Origin of the sequence: Cyanobacterium stanieri LEGE 03274, from assembly GCF_015207825.1 — a bacterium.
Taxonomy (GTDB): Bacteria; Cyanobacteriota; Cyanobacteriia; order Cyanobacteriales; family Cyanobacteriaceae; genus Cyanobacterium; species Cyanobacterium stanieri_B.
Window position 1 is genome coordinate 20,112 of the sequence record NZ_JADEWC010000003.1, and the last position, 19,334, is coordinate 39,445.

General features: G+C 36.1%; 16 protein-coding genes. 9 read left to right on the forward strand and 7 right to left on the reverse strand.

Features of this window, described 5'->3' with window-relative positions; genetic code table 11:
• Positions 1–6 precede the first annotated feature (6 nt).
• The 3 genes from IQ215_RS01895 to IQ215_RS01905 all read left to right on the forward strand — a co-directional run bounded on the left by IQ215_RS01895 (position 7) and on the right by IQ215_RS01905 (position 4,704).
• Complete coding sequence (locus IQ215_RS01895; RefSeq protein ID WP_193799637.1) at positions 7–1,245, forward strand: glycosyltransferase; 1,239 nt, start codon at positions 7–9, stop codon at positions 1,243–1,245.
• Between the two features lie 182 nt (positions 1,246–1,427).
• On the forward strand, positions 1,428–2,570 hold the full coding sequence (locus IQ215_RS01900) for a glycosyltransferase family 4 protein (protein WP_193799638.1): 1,143 nt from the start codon (positions 1,428–1,430) through the stop codon (positions 2,568–2,570).
• A 370-nt stretch (positions 2,571–2,940) separates the two neighbouring features.
• Positions 2,941–4,704 (forward strand): ABC transporter ATP-binding protein, encoded by a 1,764-nt coding sequence (locus IQ215_RS01905; RefSeq protein ID WP_193799639.1) that lies wholly within the window; start codon positions 2,941–2,943, stop codon positions 4,702–4,704.
• A gap of 287 nt (positions 4,705–4,991) precedes the next feature.
• Here IQ215_RS01905 and IQ215_RS01910 read toward each other — a convergent pair whose 3' ends face one another.
• The 4 genes from IQ215_RS01910 to IQ215_RS01925 all read right to left on the reverse strand — a co-directional run bounded on the left by IQ215_RS01910 (position 4,992) and on the right by IQ215_RS01925 (position 9,876).
• On the reverse strand, positions 4,992–5,726 hold the full coding sequence (locus IQ215_RS01910) for a glycerophosphodiester phosphodiesterase (RefSeq protein ID WP_193799640.1): 735 nt from the start codon (positions 5,724–5,726) through the stop codon (positions 4,992–4,994).
• Between the two features lie 25 nt (positions 5,727–5,751).
• Positions 5,752–6,402 (reverse strand): phosphate ABC transporter permease, encoded by a 651-nt coding sequence (locus tag IQ215_RS01915; protein ID WP_193799641.1) that lies wholly within the window; start codon positions 6,400–6,402, stop codon positions 5,752–5,754.
• 199 nt (positions 6,403–6,601) lie between these two features.
• Positions 6,602–7,675 carry a CobW family GTP-binding protein gene (locus IQ215_RS01920; RefSeq protein ID WP_193799642.1) on the reverse strand — a complete coding sequence of 358 codons (1,074 nt, stop codon included), beginning with the start codon at positions 7,673–7,675 and terminating at the stop codon, positions 6,602–6,604.
• Between the two features lie 107 nt (positions 7,676–7,782).
• Positions 7,783–9,876 carry a cation:proton antiporter gene (locus IQ215_RS01925; protein WP_193799643.1) on the reverse strand — a complete coding sequence of 698 codons (2,094 nt, stop codon included), beginning with the start codon at positions 9,874–9,876 and terminating at the stop codon, positions 7,783–7,785.
• 252 nt (positions 9,877–10,128) lie between these two features.
• On the opposite strand from IQ215_RS01925, the gene IQ215_RS01930 reads away from it, so the two are divergent.
• The 4 genes from IQ215_RS01930 (at position 10,129) to IQ215_RS01945 (ending at position 15,307) form a co-directional block, all read left to right on the forward strand.
• Positions 10,129–11,004 carry a dienelactone hydrolase family protein gene (locus IQ215_RS01930; protein WP_193799644.1) on the forward strand — a complete coding sequence of 292 codons (876 nt, stop codon included), beginning with the start codon at positions 10,129–10,131 and terminating at the stop codon, positions 11,002–11,004.
• Positions 11,005–11,091: 87 nt separating this feature from the next.
• The gene (locus tag IQ215_RS01935; RefSeq protein ID WP_193799645.1) at positions 11,092–11,778 is read left to right on the forward strand and encodes a type 1 glutamine amidotransferase domain-containing protein; all 687 of its coding nucleotides are present in this window, start codon (positions 11,092–11,094) and stop codon (positions 11,776–11,778) included.
• Between the two features lie 148 nt (positions 11,779–11,926).
• Positions 11,927–12,820 carry a 4-hydroxy-tetrahydrodipicolinate synthase gene (dapA, locus tag IQ215_RS01940; protein WP_193799646.1) on the forward strand — a complete coding sequence of 298 codons (894 nt, stop codon included), beginning with the start codon at positions 11,927–11,929 and terminating at the stop codon, positions 12,818–12,820.
• 591 nt (positions 12,821–13,411) lie between these two features.
• Positions 13,412–15,307 (forward strand): ribonuclease J, encoded by a 1,896-nt coding sequence (locus IQ215_RS01945; protein WP_193799647.1) that lies wholly within the window; start codon positions 13,412–13,414, stop codon positions 15,305–15,307.
• Between the two features lie 126 nt (positions 15,308–15,433).
• Here the strand turns inward: IQ215_RS01945 and IQ215_RS01950 are convergent, their stop codons facing one another.
• From IQ215_RS01950 to sppA, 3 genes are read right to left on the reverse strand one after another with little or no spacing between them, the layout of a single operon-like run.
• Complete coding sequence (locus IQ215_RS01950; RefSeq protein ID WP_206688477.1) at positions 15,434–16,045, reverse strand: LysE family translocator; 612 nt, start codon at positions 16,043–16,045, stop codon at positions 15,434–15,436.
• 21 nt (positions 16,046–16,066) lie between these two features.
• Positions 16,067–16,462 (reverse strand): chorismate mutase, encoded by a 396-nt coding sequence (aroH, locus tag IQ215_RS01955; RefSeq protein WP_193799648.1) that lies wholly within the window; start codon positions 16,460–16,462, stop codon positions 16,067–16,069.
• 36 nt (positions 16,463–16,498) lie between these two features.
• On the reverse strand, positions 16,499–17,320 hold the full coding sequence (sppA, locus tag IQ215_RS01960) for a signal peptide peptidase SppA (RefSeq protein WP_193799649.1): 822 nt from the start codon (positions 17,318–17,320) through the stop codon (positions 16,499–16,501).
• 247 nt (positions 17,321–17,567) lie between these two features.
• On the opposite strand from sppA, the gene IQ215_RS01965 reads away from it, so the two are divergent.
• Positions 17,568–17,954, forward strand: coding sequence for a hypothetical protein (locus tag IQ215_RS01965; RefSeq protein ID WP_193799650.1), 387 nt, complete (start codon positions 17,568–17,570; stop codon positions 17,952–17,954).
• A 169-nt stretch (positions 17,955–18,123) separates the two neighbouring features.
• Positions 18,124–19,305 (forward strand): response regulator, encoded by a 1,182-nt coding sequence (locus tag IQ215_RS01970; protein ID WP_193799651.1) that lies wholly within the window; start codon positions 18,124–18,126, stop codon positions 19,303–19,305.
• Positions 19,306–19,334: the final 29 nt, after the last annotated feature.

The following is a 19,334-nucleotide window of genomic DNA, read 5'->3' on the forward strand; positions in this document are numbered from 1 at the left end:
TTTATCATGCAAGAAAAATCACATCGTATTGGTTATGTAGTTAAACGTTACCCTCGTTATTCAGAAACTTTTATTGTCAATGAAATTTTAGCCCATGAAAAAATTGGTTTAGATATAGAAATTTTTGCCTTGCGCCCTCCTTGTGATAGTCATTTTCAAAATATTATTTCTCAGGTAAAAGCATCGGTTAGCTATATTAAAAAGCCCACTCAAGGTAGAAAAAGCGCTTACTTAAATAGTGTTAATCCTACGGCGGCGAGTTATTTTTGGGCAGAATTGCAAGAAACGGCGGGATATATTCCTGATATATGGCAGAGGTTAGCTTTTGCGGCGGGGGAGTCTGCTAGTGTGGTTTATCAGGGTTTATGGTTGGCGAGGGAGGTGAGGTTAAAAAATATCACCCATTTACACGCACATTTTGCTTCGGTGGCGACGAGTGTAGCCCGTTTAGCGGCACATTTTGCAGATATTCCTTATACTTTTACTGCCCATGCTAAGGATATTTTCCATGACAGTGTTAATGTTGATGATTTTGCGAGAAAGTTACGGGATGCACAATCTGTTATTACGGTGAGTGACTATAACAAAAATTATTTAACAACAAAATATGGTGCGCTGGGGCAAAATGTGCAACGAATATACAATGGTTTGGATGTTAGTCAATTTTCTTTTCAGTCTCCTGATAATCGTTTACCTCGGATTATTTCTGTGGGGCGTTTGGTGGAGAAAAAGGGTTTGTCTATTCTCGTGGATGCTTGTGATTTGTTAAATCGGTGGGGTTGTGATTTTGAATGTCAGATTATCGGTAGTGGTGATTTACACGGGGAGTTACATCGACAAATTCTTGATCTTAATTTACAGTATAAGGTTAGTTTAAAGGGCGATCGCCCCCAAAATGAAGTTTTTAAATTAGTGCAAGAATCAGCGGTATTTGTCGCACCTTATATCATCGGGAAGGATGGCAATAGGGATGGGTTACCCACTGTATTATTAGAATCTATGGCTTTAGGTACTCCTTGTATCGCCACAGATGTTACAGGAATTCCCGAATTAGTAATCCATGAAAAGACGGGTCTTATCATACCACAACAGGACGTAAAAAGTTTAGCTCTGGCTATACAAAAATTTTTAATAGATAAAGATTTACGGGTAAGGTGCGCTGTAGAGGCACGAAAATTAATCGAATCTGATTTTAATATTTACCAAAATAGTCAATTTTTGCGACAAAATTTCCTTGGTAATTAAGTAATGATAAAAAAGTAAATTATTAAAGTGCAAGGAATCAGAAATAAATAATATTGTGTAATTTGGATATTTACTGCTTGATTAAATAAATCCTAATGATTATTTTCAAATTATTTGAATAATAAAACAAAAAACGAAAAACAGTTATTTAGTATAACTAATCATTTAAATTTTAAATTATTATGCGTATTGCTTATATTTGTGCTGATGCTGGTATTCCTGTCTTTGGGGAAAAAGGTTGCTCTATCCATGTCCAAGAAATTATACGTTGTTTTATAAAAAAAGGAGCAAAAATATCTTTATTTACTCCTCGTTTGGGGGGGGAAATACCTCAAGAATTTAAAGATAATATTGATATATACTTACTCCCTCCTATTCCTAAAGGGGAATTAGAATTAAGAGAAAAAAAAGCTATCTCTATCAACCACACATTATATCAGTTGTTAGAGCAAAATCATCCTTTTGACTTAATTTATGAGCGTTATTCTTTATGGAGTTATCAAGGAATAGAATATGGATATAAACATAATATTCCTACTATTTTAGAAGTAAATTCTCCTTTAATAGACGAGCAAGAAAAACACCGAGGATTATTTCATAAAATAGAAGCAGAAAATATTGCTCACAAAGTTTTTAATTTAACTAATCATATCGTTGCGGTTTCCGAAGAAATTAAAAGCTATTTAAAATCATATTTAGCCAATACTGAAAAAATTAAAGTAATTTCTAATGGTGTAAATCCTGAACGTTTTTCTGATGTTTCAAGAAATCTAAAAAAAGACATTTTTACCATAGGATTTGTAGGCACTTTAAAACCTTGGCACGGTTTAAATATTTTGCTCGATGCTTTTAATAATTTTTATAAAAAATATCCCCAAGGAAGATTATTAATTGTAGGAGATGGTACACAAAAAGAAAAATTAATACAAGATATAAGTAATAAAAAATTAGAGGCAGTAGTTACTTTAACAGGTAAAGTTTCACCAAATAAAATACCTTTATTGCTTTCACAAATGGATGTAGGTGTAGCCCCTTATCCTGCTCTTAAAAATTTTTATTTTTCTCCTCTTAAGGTATATGAATATATGGCGGCTAGTTTACCCGTTATTGCTAGTGATATTGGACAATTAAAAACTATTATTAGTCATGATAAAAATGGTTTTTTAGTTCCTGCTGGAGATATAAATGCTTTAATTTATTATTTAGAGCAATTGTTCAATAATCCTTTGTTGGCTCAAAAGATGGGTCAAAATGGTCATAGTTATGTTATTAACAATCATACTTGGATTCAAGTTACTGATAGTATATTAAACTTAATTAAGTAATGATCTTATATAAGATTAATATTTTTATTGAAGTATTTATATTACTAATAAACGGAAATAATATCAAGGTGGGGTTGACATACCTATATTAGTAAACCATGATTAACACTTAATTAATACATTTAATATTTTCATCTATTTATCATAATTTATTTACCCCATAGCACAATCAATTAAATGATTAAAAAAACATATTCAGTGAATTTTATTAAAGTCTATTTGGTTAAATCACTGTAGTGTTATATTAATTATTTTACATTTATTATGGTAATTTACTTTTGATTAATCAATTATTTAAATTTATTCTTTTTCCTTCACTTATTCAATAGCTATAGTTAGATTTTTTTAATAAGTATTAATAGTTTAAATTATGTCAGAAAATAAAACGAAAACATTAGAGACATCCTTGCCAATTTTAAAAGAGCTACTAGATAATTTTGCCCCTTATTTAAAACAAGAAAAAATTCTCTTATTTATTGCTATTGTTTCAATTATCGCAGATGTTTGTTTACGAATCATTGAACCATTACCCCTCAAATTTGTTTTAGATTATGTATTACAAAATAAGTCGATTAATATTCTCTATGTCGGTGAAATTAGCCCCATAACTTTACTAACTATTTGTGCGGTGGCAGTGTTTGCCATTAGTGCTTTTCGGGCTTTAGCTGGATATGGTAGCGCGGTGAGTTTAGCCATGGTAGGCAGTAGGGTAATGACAAAGGTGAGAAATCGTCTCTATGCACATCTACAGGCTTTATCTTTGGATTATCACACCACTACGAGAAGCGGAGATTTAATTATTCGCATTAGTAGTGATACGAGTCGCCTTCAAGAAATTCTTATTACGGCAACTTTACCTCTGGTAGTTAGTATTCTCACTTTGGTAGGCACTGTGGGAATTATGTTTTGGATAAATGCAAGGTTAACTGCTGTGGCTTTAATTAGTTTACCTTTTTTTTCTTTGGCGGTAAATCGTCTTAGTCAACGTATTCAAACTTCATCTTTACAACAAAGAAAACGGGAAGGATTGTTGGCGGCTACTTCTGCCGAATCTATGACATCTATAAAGCTGATTCAAGCCCTTTGTTTGGAAAATGCTTTTTTTGAGGTATTTGCCCATGAAAACGAGCAGAGTTTACGTAAGGCTATTGAAACGCAACGTTTATCAGCTTCCCTCGAAAGGATTGTTGATGTCATTATTGCCTTGGCTTTAGCGGTGGTGTTGTGGTATGGTTCATGGTTAGTGTTGCAGAATGCTTTGAGTGTAGGGGATGTTATTGTTTTTCTTACTTATCTCAAAAATACTTTTAAGCCGATTCAGAATTTTGCTAAATATACGGGGCGTTTGGCTAAGTCGGCGGCTTCGGCACAAAGGGTGTTAAATATTTTTCAGGAAATTCCTACTATTCAAGATTTGCCTGATGCACAACCAGCGCCGATGTTTAGGGGAGATGTGGAGTTTCGTGATGTTTCTTTTACTTATGGGGAGGGGCATTGTTTATTAAGGGGTGTCAATTTTCGGGTAAAACAAGGGCAATTGGTGGCTATTGTGGGGGTTTCTGGTTGTGGTAAGTCAACGATGATGAATTTATTATTACGACTTTATGAGCCTACTCAGGGACAAGTTTTAATTGATGGCCATGATATTCGGGATTATACTATTTCTTCGGTGCGATCGCAACTTAGTGTGGTATTACAGGAAACTATTTTATTTGCGGGGACAATTAGGGATAATATTGCTTATGGTATGACCGATGTTAAGGATGAGGAAATTATTAAGGCTTCCTGTCTGGCTAATGCCCATGATTTTATTTCTAATTTACCCCAAGGGTATAATACTTTTATGGGGGAAAGGGGTGCAACCCTTTCGGGAGGACAAAGACAGCGTATTGCGATCGCCCGTACTGCCATGAATAATACACCTATTCTCATTTTAGACGAACCTACAACGGGTTTAGATAGTCAAAATGAGCAGGAAGTTATCCAATCGTTGTTAAATTTAGCTAAGGGTAAAACCACTTTTTTAATTACCCATGACCTTAATTTAGCTCAAAAAGCCGATCTTATTATTAACTTAGAAAAAGGTAAAGTTTCCCAAATTATTAATAATGAGTTATCGGATAAGGTGCGCTGATAAAATAACCTCTATTTGGGATGGGGGTTGTTATTATTATTGGGTTGCAGGTATTAAGCTGATGAGGAGTATGGGAGATGAGGGGTGAGGGTGATAATAGTTTATGATAAATTTGTGAATCAAAATATATCTTAGTTCAATTTATTGAACGAATTACCATTAGCCGTGTAATTTATTACACGATGGGTGAAGATATAATTTATTTATAACAAATTATCCGAACTCAACTTAAGATAATAAAGGTAGTGGCGAATAGTGATAATATTTTAAAGATGATCAAATACTGATTATAGTTCAATAATTCTTAAAGTATTAGTAGTAATAGAATTAACTCCTATTTTAATAAATTGTTCGGCAGTTTTTTTATTATCAATTGTCCATAAATGATATTCATATCCCTTAGAAATAAACTGATAAATATAATGTTTAGTAAGAAAATGTGATACAGAAGTGCTAATACCATCCGCTTTAATTTTAGCTAACTTTTTTAATAACTTCTCCGCCAAAAAATTTGATAACTTAATACTATTAATAGTTTTAAGGCTTAATAAAAGAATGGTTTTTAACTCAGGCATTTCCTGTTTAATATATTGCAAATTACGACTATTAAAAGATATAATTACCAGCTGATTTAAATTGATATTACTATTTTTTAGTATCTTCAAAAGATAAGGTACTATCTCAGAATTTGATTTAATTTCTAAAAAAAATTTTTTTTCAGGGGGTAAGATTGCCAATACTTCCTCAAGGGTAGGAATCCTTTCATTTTTAAACCTTGAATTAAACCAACATCCCACATCAAGTTTTTTTAATTGAGCTAAAGTAGAATCTTTAATAATTAATCTAGTATTTGCAACCCTAGCGGTATGGGTATCATGAATACAAACAATTTGCTTATCCTTCGTTAAATGAAAATCTCCCTCAATACCATCAGCGCCCTTAGCCATTGCCAAACGAAAAGCAGAAAGGGTATTTTCTGGGCTTTCTGTAGATAAACCCCGATGGGCTATTATCATTGTCATTACTTTTCCTCAACCAAAACTTTAATTAGCCATAAATTTTAGCCAACTCTTTTCTAACATCTAAAAATATATCCCGTCGAATATAAGGATATTCCCCCACCCACAGTTTATGACGGGGAATATATATATCTGTAACTTTACTAATACGCATAAAATCAGGATCATTAGATAATAATAAACCCTCCACCGCCTGACCACGATTAATAACCTTATGAATACGTTGTAAAGGGCTAGTAATAGTTGCCCTAAAACCGCTTTTATCCCCCACTTCTACGTTAATTTTTTTCTGCAAATTTTCCACAATAATTACTTTACCCAGTTTATCTAGCGCTGAAGCCTCATTTACCACTTCTTCGGTAATATAAACATCCAACACCCTACCACGCCAAAAGCCCACATAGTTATAACGTCTATATTTGCCATTACGTACACTAGCCCAATATACAGGACTCCATAACCAATATAAACCAGCCGTCACCGTCAAAATCAAAGAAATTCCTTCCGTAGCTTCCCCAAAAATCGCCCCCAATAACCAAAAAATCAACACTCCTAGCAAAGATATAAATAAATTTTTTAATAGTGTCGAAAAATTAGCCCAATAATAAGCATATTGTGTCCCCGTTGCGATCGCAGGTATCATATCATCAAGAGCTTCTTTTCTGAGGGGAATTAGCATAGGAAAAAGATAGACAAATATAGTTATTAAATCAAATTTTAAACAGTTTTTAGCTAAAACTAAATATAGCTAATTATTTATTAGCCTTATAATTAATTATACCGTGAAAAATTACCGTAAAAATCTAATATTTATCATTAATTTTCCATTATTAATTATTAATTATTAGCCCATTTACCTAACACTTAAAACCTGAACACTAATCGTTAATTAAACAACTTTCCAACTGCTCTTTAATTAAATCATGATCCAAATTTTGACCAATAAAAACTAACTTATTACCCTTAGATTGCCCTTCTTTCCAAATATCATCCTCAATGGTAAATCTTTTTCCACTAAGATGAAAAATATGACGATCTGCACTCTCATGAAACCATAATACCCCCTTAGCACGAAAAACATTCGCCGATAACTGATTATCTAAGAAATATTGTAATTTACGGATATAAAACGGTTTATCACTAACAAAAGAAACAGAAGTAAAGCCATCATTATCAAGGTGATGGGAATGATGATGGTGTTCATGGTCATGGTGATGATCGTGATCATGATGATGGTGTTCATGGTGATGATCGTGATCATGATTATGACCCTTTTCCTCCTCCGAGTCAAAATATTTATCAGACTCAAATAAACCCACACTCAAGATTAATGGTAAAGGTACTTTAGAATTAGTAGTGCGCATCATTCGAGCATCCGTTTTCATTTCCTTGAGCCTACTCTCAAGGGTATCGACAGCATCAGAGGTAACTAAATCAGTTTTGTTAAGAATAATAATATCACCGTAAGCAATTTGACTGTAAGCCGCTTCACTGTTAAATAAATCAAGGCTAAAATTAGCACAATCCACAAGGGTAATAATAGAATCCAACCTTGTCATATCCCTTAATTCCGTGCCTAAAAAAGTCATCGCAACGGGTAAAGGATCGGCAATTCCAGTGGTTTCAACTACTAAATAATCAATTTTTTCGTCTTTTTCTAAAACCTTATAAACCGCATCAACTAAATCATTGTTAATATTACAACAAATACAGCCATTACTTAGCTCGATCATGGTTTCATCCGTAGAAACAATCAAATCATTATCGATGCCAATTTCACCAAATTCGTTTACTAAAACCGCTGTTTTTACACCCTCTTGATTTTCTAAAATATAGTTTAATAAAGTAGTTTTTCCACTACCTAAAAATCCTGTAATAATGGTGACAGGTAAACCCCTTTTGGGTGCATCTAATCCTGATGTTGATGGATTTTTTTGTTCTGCTACACTCATATATTTTGTTTAGTAAATTGATATTATGGTTCAGATTTGCTTAAACTCTATTTTACAGCTATTTTTTCTGGGAGAGGATTTCACAAAGATAGTTGCTAATATTTATCCTAATGGGGCTCACCTAATAAAATCACTGAGCGTTTTAATTTTTTAATGGTTTGGGTTGTAACATCGCTAACGGCTAACCCCCCTGCAGTACGTCGGCGTACAGAACGTAACATAACTAAATCAAAATCGTATTTGTTGGCGGTATGAACAATGGCTTCGGCAGGATCTTGATAACGTAGAGTTTTAATGGTTATATCGATTTTATGGCTAATGGGGGCAACCGTTTCTTGTAGTGCATTTTGAAATAAATTAATTTCATTTCGAGTCGCTTTACGATCATGAACATGAAGTAAGGTTAAGCTACCCTGATTCATTTCCGCAAAAATGGCAGCAAAACGAATAATTTTGATAATTTTTAGGTCAATATTTTTAACAGGTACTAAGATAGAACGAATATTACTAGGTTCATCTAACAAATTAACTACCGCAACGGGGCAATGGGATGACCAAAAAACGTTATCAATTAAGTTACCAAATAACCTTGCCTGAATGGTGGTTATCGGAGTCCAACCCATTAAGATGAGACTGGCATCATTTTCCCTCGCGCTACGGCTAATACCTTGGGCTACATCATCATCAATACGGATAATCGGTTTGGCGGTGACATTCAATTCTTGACTATACTTCATAGCCCGTGATATTAATTTATCTCCTTGGGCAATGGCAAAATTTAATTCTGGCTCATCCATGTGTATGTGGGCTTTAGCCACACAGAGGGGAATTATCATTCCGGCTTCGTGTTTAGCGAGGATAGCACCCATTTCGATTAAAAATTTTTCTGTGGAGGGGTTATGGATGGGAATAATAACTTTGAATAAATTATTTGGTTTGTCATGACCTTCAGGATAAGCAATTTTTTCTGGTGTGGCTTCAATAATATCTTCTAAATTGGTGGCAGGGGTGGTGGCAATTTGAGCGGTTTTTAGTTTTCCTGCAAATTTTTTGGTTAAAATAGGGCCGGCTAAGGAGGTGGCTAACATTAAGACAATGACTGCATTAAATACCGATTCGGATAATAAACCGGCCCTTACCCCTGCTAGGGTGGCGGCTAAGGTGGCAGCTACCTGCGGTAAAGATAATGACCACATGGTTAAACATTGATCCCAATTATACTTAAAACTGACCTTAGAGGCGATCGCCGCTAGAAACTTACCCACAAATAAGCCAACCACAATAGCCACCGTCAAAGGTAAATCATTAGTTAAAGTGGTGGCAAAACTAGAAATATTAAGTAATAAACCCATGGAAACAAAAAAGCAAGGAATAAATAAAGTGCTACCCACAAACTCAATTTTTTCCTTAACAGGGCCTTCCCCCACCACATCATTAACCGCTAAACCAGCCAAAAAAGCACCCACAATAATATCAATATTAATTAACTGCGCCCCCACAGAAGCCAGAAAAACGGCAAATAAAACAAATAAGAATTGATTACTTTGTTCATCTCCCGTACGACGAAAATATTCTTTACCTACCCTATCAAACCCATATAAAACCACTAAGGAATAAATCCCTAAACTTACTAATTGAACAATTAAACTACCTAGGGAAAAATCTCCCCCATGAATGGAAATACAAATGGCTAATATTAATAAAGCCGCCGTATCCGTCACAATAGTTGCCCCAATGGTAACCACCACCGCTTCATTACCCACCACCCCCAAACCATTGACAATGGGATAAGCCAACAGGGTATGGGAAGCTAGTAATGAGCCAATTAACACCGAAGCATTTAAACCCATATCAAAAAATAAACCCACCCCCGTACCTACTATCAGAGGAAAGATGAAAGTGAAAACCCCAAACCCCAAGGCACGGTTACGACTTTTGCGAAAATCGACTAAATCAATTTCTAACCCTGCCACAAACATTAAGTAAATTTTGCCAATATCTGCTAATAATTTAACGGATTCGTTTTCAGCGTTCAGTAAACCTAATCCATCATTGCCAAATACAACCCCAGCTACCAGTAAACCAACCAAACCCGGTAATTTTATTTTTTCAAAAATAGGAGGTACTGTTAAAATTATTAGTAGGAGAATTGTAAAAGTGACGATGGGACTATCAGGAATTATAGTTAGTAAATTTTCCATAAATGTATAGATATTTATTGAGATATTTAAAATATTTTGGCTAAATTTTAGGATGAAAATATATTATTTTTTTTGATAGCATAAGTAGTTAATTATATTCCTAAAAAACACATAAATACCAATGGTTAATGGTTTATTTTGATGGTTCGGTAACTGTTGTGGTTAATTAGAAATTTTATCGGTGGTCAATTTTTGCTCACAATGATTATTATTTAAAGTGGTCACAAAAAAATATTATCTTCATAAACCAATATGCGTAAATTTATTTATTTTGCCCTAGGCTCTTTTTTCCTCGTAATATCCTTGGCAATTTTTAACATTAATCATCAAGTTACCCCTGCGATCGCCTCTGACTATGCCCACTACATGGCCCAGGCCCACAAAAACGATCGCCCCGTACCCACAGACATCATCGCCGAAGCCCCAAAAATAGAAGTAGTCGGGGAAATGGTATCATATGCCGAAATTGACGGGGAAATGGTATCAGGTTATATTTCTCGTCCTGTGGGGGTTGAGGAAGCCTTACCGGGGGTTATTTTAATCCATGAGTGGTGGGGGTTAAACGATAACATTAAAGCCATGACAGATAAAATGGCCGCCGAAGGTTATGTTGCCCTAGCCGTGGACTTGTATAAAGGAAAAAGCGCCGAAAACCCCGATCAAGCCATGGAATTAGTACAAAGGGCGATCGCCTCAGGCCCTGAACTAGAAAACAACCTTAAACAAGCCTATGACTACCTAAAAAACCAAGAAAATACCCCTAAAATAGCCTCCATGGGTTGGTGTTTTGGTGGACTATGGTCATTAAACACCGCCCTTTTATTACCCACCCAACTAGATGCCACCGTAATTTATTATGGCGGAAATATTACCACCGATCCCGAAAAATTAGCCACCCTAGAAATGCCCATTCTCGGTATTTTCGGCGAACTAGATCAAAATCCCTCCGTAGAATTAGTCCAAGAATTTGAACAAGTCCTCAAAAGCCTTAATAAAGACGTAGAAATTCACATCTACGAAAACGCAGATCATGCCTTTGCCAATTCATCAGGCAATAGATATAATCCCGAAGCAGCCCAAGACGCTTGGAAAAAAACCACCGAATTTTTAACAACCCATCTTCAATAACAAATTTTAAATCCTAGGGTGGGTATTGCCCACCATCACAAAAAAAATACTCAACTATAATATCACTGTAATTATTTATACTTTTGTATGTCGAAACAAAAAATATTAGTTGTTTTAACCAGTATCGAAAAATATCCCACCCTAAACCGTGCCACAGGATTATGGCTAGGGGAAGCCGTCCATTTTGTCAAAAAAGTTGAAGAAGCAGGGTACAAAGTTGACTACGTTAGCCCCCAAGGAGGTTATACTCCTATTGACCCCCATAGTTTAGCCATGGCTGACAATACCGATTGGCAATGGTATCAAAATAAAAACTTTATGAATCGTTTAGGTAACACCCTCAAACCCAGTGACATTAATCCTGATGATTATGTAGCAATCTACTACGCTGGTGGACATGGGGTGATGTGGGATTTTCCCGATAACCAAGAATTACAAGCCATCAGCCAAAAAATTTATGAAAATGGCGGTTATGTTTCCGCCGTGTGCCATGGCTCGGTGGGTTTAATAAATACTAAACTATCCGATGGCAATTATTTAATTAATGGTAAAAAAATAACTGGTTTTTCCAACGAGGAAGAAAAGCAGATTGAGTTAGACAAAGCCGTACCATTTTTGACCGAAGATGCGATCGTCGAAAAAGGTGGTATTTATGAAAAAGCCTCCGAACCTTGGGGAGTGTATGCCGTAGAAGATAATAGGGTTATTACCGGACAAAATCCCGCTTCTAGCGCGAAGGTAGCTGACTTATTATTGGACTATCTTTCAAAGTAAAATTTTCATAAGATTAAGTGTTAGGTAAGTTTAACCATTATCAATTCCTTAAGTTGTACATTGCCCATCGAATTGGTAAACTACGTAATGTAAATATAGATTTGGCTCAGGGTTGGACTAATCCCCAAGAGATATTAAATTAATAGCGATGAGTGATTATATTTTTGGTCGAGTTTTGACGGCAATGGTAACACCTTTTAATGAGGATGGCTCTATTAATTATGGTGTGGCAGAAAAGTTAGCCAGTCATTTGGTGGACAATGGTAGTGATGGTATTGTGGTATGTGGCACTACTGGGGAATCTCCAGCCCTTGAGCATCAAGAAAAGAATGAACTTTTAAAGGTCATTAAATCCGCCGTGGGTAATCGGGGTAAAATTATTATGGGTACGGGTTCTAATTCTACTCAAAGTGCGATCGCCCTTACCCGTGAAGCAGAAAAAATCGGTATAGACGGCTCATTGCAAGTCGTACCCTACTATAACAAACCACCCCAAGAAGGACTATATCAACATTTTGGGGCGATCGCCTCAGCCTGTCCCGATGTACCCATCATGTTATACAATATACCAGGTAGAACAGGAAAAAACCTCGAACCCGAAACCATCGCCCGATTATATAAAGAATTTGATAACATAGTGGCAGTAAAGGAAGCCAGTGGCAATTTAGAACAAGCCGCCCAAATTAATACCCTTACCGCAAATAATATGTTAATCTATTCAGGAGAAGACTTTTTAACCTTACCCATGATGACCGTAGGCGGTGTAGGAGTTGTTAGCGTAGCCAGTCATTTAGTAGGGAACGAAATTCAATCCATGATCCAAGCCTACGAATCAGGAAAAAATAAAATTGCTCAAGATATTCAACAAAAACTATATTCCCTATTTAAAGTATTATTTTGTGACACCAATCCTATTCCCTTAAAATCAGCCCTACAACAACTAGGATGGAAGGTTGGTGGCGTTAGATTACCTTTATCTTCTATTTCTAAACAAAATGAACAAGAAGTTAAGAAAGTTCTTCAAGAACTAGGTCTATTGTAAATATTTAAAGAATTTATTCCCTCAATATTTTTAGTATTTTAAAGTTTTTCTACACAAGAAAATAAAGGTTTTCGATTCAAAACAAAAGGAGGTTTATTTACGTAAAAAATAATTAACATATTGAAAATTAAACATAGATTACAACCCCAAGATGAGGTGTGTTTAACTACTTATAATTAATAAATTTAGTCAGATTATTTAAGCCTAATTCACTGAATTTATAACTTGTGAAAAAAGTGACTGAATATATACGGTTTATTAATCACTAACCAAGCACACATCCTCTTAAAATTTAGTTTATATTAAGGCTATTCAAGCTCATTAAAACTAAAATTACTGAAGAAAAAATTAAGTCAAAAAAACAATAATACTGTCTTAAGTAAAATCAATAAAAACTTATTTCAGTAAAATACTTATTTTGATGAAACGTACCTATTTCAGTTAACAACAAAGTATCCAAATCAAATCCTAAACTGCTTTTTAGATCTAAAATAAAACCATCTTGTAATCAGTTAAAAAAAGTATTTGAAAAAGGATAATTACCCACAGAAATCAAAAAAAAAGACAACAATCAGACAAGTATATTAGTTTATGAATAAAGTTTACAAAATTCAAGGCAGAAAAAGAAAAACTAGCGATAAAACCACTAAACCTACCAAAACATTGAAAGATACCCCCAAAATCAAAGCCAAAAATAACGATCCAGAGCTAAAAAGTAATAAAAACGCTCTCCGAGTAATTCCCCTTGGTGGACTCCATGAAATTGGCAAAAATACCTGTATCTATGAATACGGAGATGAAATGATTGTCGTAGATGCAGGAATTGGCTTTCCTACCGATGGAATGCACGGCATTAACGTAGTATTGCCAGACATGACCTATTTAAGAGAAAATAACGATAAAATTAAAGCCTTTGTCGCTACCCATGGCCATGAAGACCATATCGGCGGTATTCCCTATCACCTCAGACAAATTGACACCCCCATCATTTATGGACCTCGTCTTGCCATGTCTTTACTCAGAGACAAACTAGAAGAAGCAGGATTGAGCGATCGCACTATAATTAAAACCGTTACCCCCCGAGAAGTAGTCAAAATCGGTAAACATTTCAAAGTCGAATTTATCCGTAACACCCACTCCATCGCCGACAGTTTCACCCTTGCCATTCATACCCCCGTGGGCGTTTTAATCCACACAGGAGACTACAAAATTGACCATACCCCCGTAGATGGCGAATATTTTGATCTACACCGCCTCGCCGAATTAGGAGAACAAGGGGTTTTATGTGTGTTAGGTGACTCCACCAACTCCGAAGTACCAGGCTTTACCCCCTCCGAAAGATCCGTTTATCCCAACCTTGAAAAAATCTTCCTACAAACCAACGGACGCTTACTACTTACCACCTTTGCCACCTCCGTCCATCGGGTGAATATGGTACTAGAATTGGCTCAAAAATATAACCGTAAAGTAGCCGTCGTCGGGCGATCGATGTTGAACGTCATTGCCCACGCCCGTAACCTAGGCTATATCAAATGTCCAGAAAATGTATTTGTACCCCTTCGGGCGCTCCATAGCCTTCCCGATGAGCAAGTATTGATCCTTTGTACAGGCTCTCAGGGAGAAAAATTTGCCGCCATGACAAGAATTTCTCGGGGAGAACATCGCCAAGTAAAAATCCGTCAAGGAGACACCGTTATTTTCTCCGCTAATCCCATCCCCGGTAACACCATTCCTGTGGTTAATACCATCGATAGATTAATTATGCAGGGTGCTAATGTACTATATGGTAGAAGTTTAGGCATTCATGTATCTGGTCATGGTTGTCAAGAAGATCAAAAATTGATGTTGGCTTTGACTAAACCTAAATTTGTTGTTCCCGTCCATGGAGAACATAGAATGTTAGTTAAACACGCTCAAACAGCTCAAAGCGTAGGTATTCCTGCTGAAAATATTGTCATTGTTGATAATGGAGATACGGTGGAGTTAACCCCTGATTCCATTGCCAAAGGCCCTAAAGTGCCTTCTGGTATTGAGTTGGTGGATAATTCTGGTATTGTCCATGGTACTCATGTAATGGAAGAAAGAACCCAAATCGCCCAAGATGGCGTGATTACCGTGGTAGCTGCAGTTAATTATCAAGGCCGACTTTTAGAAGAACCCCAAATTAATCTCCGTGGGGTGGTTAGTAAGATTGAAATTTCCATGTTAAATCGTTTGATTACCCGTAATGTGGATAAGACTATAGGCGATCGCATCAAGAGTGCTTTACTATTAAATGGTAATGAAGAGATCAACTGGTCTAGTATTCGCCTTGACGTGGAAGCTAGTTTAGATCGACTCATTCAAAGGGAATTGAGAAGTAACCCCCTCGTTATCTTTATGCTACAGGTTCAACCAGACATTAATGATAGTAATGACGAAGACAATGAAAAAGACAGTGATGGTAAATTTACTCGCCGTCGCCGTTCAGTGGTAACAACCCATTAATCTTTAAATAGGGTGGGCAATGCCCACCTTTTTTTTGTCTAAAATTTTTACCTACCATAGTAAAAAACTATTCCCCGTTCTCTGTTCCCTGCCCTAGTTAGTATATTATTGAAACAGGATTTAGCATCATGGCATAATGATTAAAAAAATACCAATAAATATCATTAAATAACCTGCAAAAATATTAATTATTTTATTAGTTTTTTTTGTAAAAAATATTCTCGATTTATGGGCAATAAAAGCATAGATTAACTTTACCCCTCCTACTGTTAAGATAGTAATTATCAGTACAATTAAAGTGTCAAGAAAAGAAATATTATCTATATCCACAAAAGCAGGTAAGAAACCTAAATAAAAAATAGTAGCTTTTTGATCTCCTAAAGTAATAAATAAACCTGTTAAAAAACTAGATAAAAGGGATTTTACATCAATATTTTCCAAACTAGCATTCTTCGTTTTTGCCCTGAGAATATTAATCCCTAAAAATATTAAATAACCAGCTCCAAGATATTTAATTAATATAAAAAAACCGCCCATGGTATCCTGCAAAAAAGATAATCCCCATAGGGCAACAATGATAAAAATAATATCTCCTAAAACAATGCCCAAGGTAGTAAAAAAACCATGGATAAAGCCACCATTAGCACTTCTTGTCGATACCGTTAATACACTCAAACTGGGAATTGATGCCAGTATTGCCATCGCCCCAAATAAACTAACAATATTAGCCAAACTCATTTTAATAATTGATAGTTGATTCTAATATCGGGAAAATTGAGCTAAACTCCAATCAGGGCGTAAATTTTGAGCTTTACGCAAATAGGGATGATAAATTTCATTAGCTGGTTTAGTGGTATTGAAGTAAATTAAAACCCGAATACAATGCTCTAAACTACCCTCTACCTTCATTTGTTGTAAGTCGAGAAGGGGTACATTCGCCCAATGGGGGCGTTCTCGTGCGATCGCAGCGGGGAAAGCCGCATCTAAATCAGGGGTTGCAGTAAAAATAACACTAATGACATCATCATAATCAAGCTGATTACGAGCTTCAATTTCAATCATTAATTCACTAATGGCTTCTCTCATGGCTTCAAGAGAATTATTTTCTGCTGTAGTTGCCCCTCTAATTGCCCGTACTTTCCACATGGGTGACATTACTCCTTTCCCGACTAAATGCGAATGATCATAAAATTAAGGACGATATAACCATAAAGGTTGTCCACTGGTTGCCATTTCAAATTCTAACCAATTAATAGCTGAACCTACCCCTGATTTTACCTGACTACGACCATTAAGCAAACGGTTAATTAATGGTTTTGGTTCTTCGATGGTATCGCATTCGGTTTTTTCAGGATCAAGTTTAACCAACTCACAAGCCCAACGACGGGCATCTTCTTCGCTACCGAGTCGATCTACTAAACCCAATTTTAAAGCCTGTTCACCGCTAAAAATACGACCATCGGCGAAACTTTTCACCGTTTCCACTGATAGATTACGTCCTTCGGCGACAGTTTGCACAAACTGTTCATAACTACTATCAATGAGTTGTTGTAGAATATCGGTTTCTTCTGGGGTTAAGTTGCGATCGAAAGATAGTATATCCTTATAAGGGCCAGATTTAATTACCTGAAACGACACCCCCACCTTATCCAAAAGTTTTTCCAGATTATTACCCCGAATAATTACCCCCACACTGCCTGTGATAGTGCCAGGATTAGAGACGATATGATTTGCCCCCACACCGATATAAACCCCCCCCGATGCGGAAATGTTACCAAAACTAGCCACAATTTTTATTTTTTCTCCCAATCTCCTCAGGGCTGAATATATTTCCTGAGAATCTGCCACCGTACCTCCAGGGGAATCGATACGTAATAAGAGCGCAGGATATTTTTTTTCTTCTACAGTTTTCAAGGCTTCTAAAACCTGTACACGAGTTGATGAGCCGATAGCGCCGTTAATTTCAATTTTGGCAATTTTCTTTTTTGTGTTGGGTTTAAAGGGCCAGATCATTCTTAATTTTTTACCGATTTTTTTGATAGTGACATAAAAACTTTTCTGATTATAGCAAGGTTAAGTTATTTTACTGAAAAAAAGAGACTAACTATGAACCCTAATCAAATTCTTGAGGTTGATGATTTCAAGATTAGAGAGGATTTTCTATAGATTAATTTCTATGGATTATTATCCCCTTGACAGATCAACTAATTATTAAATACCATGGGCGAAAAATCATTTTATATTAATTAAATTATTCGTGATGAATGCTAATCAAATTTTTAAAACATTAGTGCTTTCAACGCCCTTAGTTGTCGCCTCTATTTTTGTAAGTTTCGGGGAATCTAATTCTTCCGTTAAAGCTCAAGAAATCAGATTTAGAAATAGTGTAGAAAGAAGTGTATTCACCACAGGGGAAAATGAACAAGTAGAATATCCCAATTTAGAAAAAAATGAATTTGGCGATTACATCATGAATTTTACCGATGAAGAAAGTGATGAAGCAGTAAGATTATTTGGTTGTGATTGTATTTCTTCCATCAATGCCGTTCGTAAAATGAGAGGTATGACTACCACCGCCGAAGGTACTCCCTTAACTCCAGACACCAGAATTGCTGCTTGTCCTCACCGACAATTTTTTGGAGTATAGTAGTTATACTAAATCCAAGATTATCAAGCCCTCAATCTACTTTTTTATTGTGGTCAGGGGCTGACACAAAAGGTGTGAAGTCTCGGAATTGTGATACCCTAGAAGGTGTGACAAAATAATAAAACCATTATTAAATTCACCGAGAAAATAACGACTGCCCAAAGAGAATATGTCTAATCCAATACCTTTTCGAGAGTTTACGGCTCTAAAACAAGCGGGATTTTTTGAAAATTTGAAACAGCCCCGTTTCAGCGGTCAACTACTGTTGACTGGAACTCGTAATAAGTGGGTATTCTATCTTTATTTAGGTCGTATTGTCTATGCTACGGGGGGGCATCACCCTGTTAGAAGATGGCGTCGTAATTTGGTGGCAAATTTACCCCATATTCCTTCTCACATGGGAGCGATTCAAAATGATATTAATCAGCTACAGTTAGATGAGCAGAATAATTGTTGGGAATATGAGTTATTGTGTTTTTGGGTAGATCAGCAAAGGATAACCCTTGAACAAGCGGCGAAGATGATTCGTCAAAATATTACGGAGGTTTTATTTGATGTTACTCAGGCGATGCAGGTTACTTGTGAATTAAAACCCGATCGCACCTTACCTTTTTCTTCCCGTTTAGTGTTAATAGATGCCGAACAGGTAATCGCTGAAGCTCAAAAGGCATGGCAGGCCTGGCAGTCAGCCAAAATCGCCGATCGCTCCCCAGACATGGCCCCGGTGATTACCCAGCCCCAAGAATTAGAACAACAAACCAACCCCCAAGTATATCAAACCCTTACTCAATTACTCGATGGACAACAAACCTTGCGAGATTTATCCGTCAGGATGAAAAGGGATGTTTTAACGGTTACTCGTTCCCTATTACCCTACGTGCAAAGGGGTTTGGTAAGGTTAATAGACATTAGCGATATTCCCGCCCCTTCTTTACCTATCCATAACGATGGGGATGATGATTTATCCGCTAACAGTAACATTACCATCGCCTGTGTGGATGATAGTCCCTTGATTTGTCAAACCATGGAAAAAATTATCACCGGGGCAGGTTATTCCTTTATTGGGGTGAATGATGCCCTAAGGGCGATCGCCATTTTACTGGCCAAAAAACCCGATCTTATCTTCCTAGATTTAATCATGCCCAACGCCAATGGTTATGAAATCTGTAGTCAACTAAGAAAATTAACCTTCTTCAAACATACCCCCATCGTCATCTTGACAGGAAATGATGGTTTAGTAGATAGAGTGAGAGCAAAAATGGTAGGTTCATCAGACTTTATCGGTAAACCCGTAGATAGAGCCTTAGTGCTAGAAACCATCAGAAAACATCTCAAAATAGGAGTATCCTAAGGGAAATATAGCAACTTCTCTATGGAAAA